Here is a 1,953-nt window from a genome sequence, read left to right as displayed (position 1 = left end):
AGTAAACTATCTTGAGTGGGCAAAATATATCGGGATGGATTAACACTCCCTGTGTTTCATAATGAGCTGATTTAAAGGTGTTTTTCATCTTGTTGAACAAAGGTTTGTTACACCTTACTGTATTTCTCTATTGATAGAAAATATCAACTGATTTGGAAAGTATTGAACTCTAATTTTTGGTGGATAACTATCTTTTCAGTTATCGTATGTAGCACGTCAAATTTATTAAAAAGAGTTGACCTTGAATCCATTCAACCTACCAAAAGAAAGTTTTAACGCTAGACGAGATATACTTCTCTCTAGTTTGGAAAGTGTTATTACAGAGACTTCTAACTATATCTATAATGACTATCCAAACCTCGAAAAGCTTGAGCAAGCTGAGTCATTTTGTACGCATGAGTTAATGGAAGCTCCTACGGCAAGAGCCGATCACTTAGAAAAAGTAAGCATTTTCCCGTGGGTTGAAGCGGTACATGAGTTGGATAGTTGTTTGACGGTGATCTTTCAGGGCAACTACAAAAATGCTTTTGATTCTTTAAGGAGAGCTTTAGAACTCGTAGTAGCGGGCAGTTTTTTTGTCTTGGATAGTACTGAGTCAGAAAAGGCAAAAAAGTGGATGCATTCGGTTTCAGATAACGGTACACCAAATTTTAAGCGTGCGTTAAGTGCACTAAAAAAGGCAACTCCGCAGTATGACCAAGATAATGACGAGTTATGGACAGACGTTTTATTAGAGCATTATTGGGATATCTGTAATGTCATTCATGTAAACGGCTTGGAAAATAGCTTCAACATCATATCTCCAAGGTTTCGCCATATAAATGGAATGGGCGTCCCGCAATTTGATAAAAAAGCATGTAGCCAGAGTCTTTCTTACTACCTGAAAACAGTTGAATTAATAGCCCTTACGGTTGCATTAAGCAATCCTGTACTTTTAGTAGGTTTTGACATGGAGCGTAAATTTGGCATTAATCCACCAATGTCGGGGTTTTATAGTCCAGTCCAAGCTGAAAATTTAGCCTGCTTGATACCAGATAATTTTCAGAAGCTTATAGCTAGAATAAAAGAAACAGATACAAATATCAGTTCAATACAGCATTGGTATGACTCTCTGCCTGATATCACTGAAGAAGAATTAAACGCTCAATTTGAAAGACAGGATGAATTCTTTAAAGAATTCACAAAGTCATAAAATTAACGTGATTTCAACTCGCCTTCCGTATTCACCGTGTGCGCATCTGTGAACCTTACTGCTATAACGCAGGAATGCGGTTCACTGAGCCAAATAAATACATCCAAATATCATTTAAGTTAGATAACTTGATGAGCACAAACTATTGAACAACAAAACAGGACACCCAATTTTAAAAAAATGGAAAAGACACAAATCTTTGGGATTCACAGGCAACACCAAAACTACAGAAGTTCACCATCCCCTGCGAAGTTGCCGCGGGGCGTTGGAATAAATTGCGTGAGTCCGGAGATGGATGTCCGGCTAGCTTTCGCAGGTGCAGGGATGCATCCTTCGGAAGCGATAGCAATTTATCCATAAGACCAAGGCCAGTCTCTAATGCATGTAACTTCGCTAGGGGCGGCAAGGGAGATCCAAGAGGGAATTGCTGTTGATCCCCTCTTGGTCGGGTGTGGGTTGAAGACCCACGACTTTGATTTATCTCGGCCGTGAGGCCGCAATCAATATAGCATTGTGCTAAACAGCACCAATATTAGCCTGAGGGGTGAAGCCCCACGACTTTTAAACTAAAGCATTCAAACGTAGTTTGGAAAGTTTTAAAGTCTCACTTTGGTGCCAATCAACTAAGTTTGAGTTGCAAGAATCTATTATGATCTCCGCGCTATAATAACTTATCTTGCTATAAGGATTACCGTGTCTCAGCCATCGGAACAACCTAAGTTAGAAGCTGCGCAAATTTGCCCCCTGTGCAAAGGCGCGAA

Annotated in this window: 1 protein-coding gene; it reads left to right on the top strand. The window is 39.8% G+C overall.

Translation table 11 applies throughout. From position 1 onward, the window contains the following. Positions 1-241 precede the first annotated feature (241 nt). Positions 242-1,192 (top strand): hypothetical protein, encoded by a 951-nt coding sequence (locus Q4Q50_RS22280; protein ID WP_063883885.1) that lies wholly within the window; start codon positions 242-244, stop codon positions 1,190-1,192. Positions 1,193-1,953: the final 761 nt, after the last annotated feature.

Origin of the sequence: Shewanella scandinavica (genome assembly GCF_031932065.1) — a bacterium.
Taxonomy (GTDB): domain Bacteria; phylum Pseudomonadota; class Gammaproteobacteria; order Enterobacterales; family Shewanellaceae; genus Shewanella; species Shewanella baltica.
This window is presented reverse-complemented; position numbering and strand designations above follow the sequence as displayed.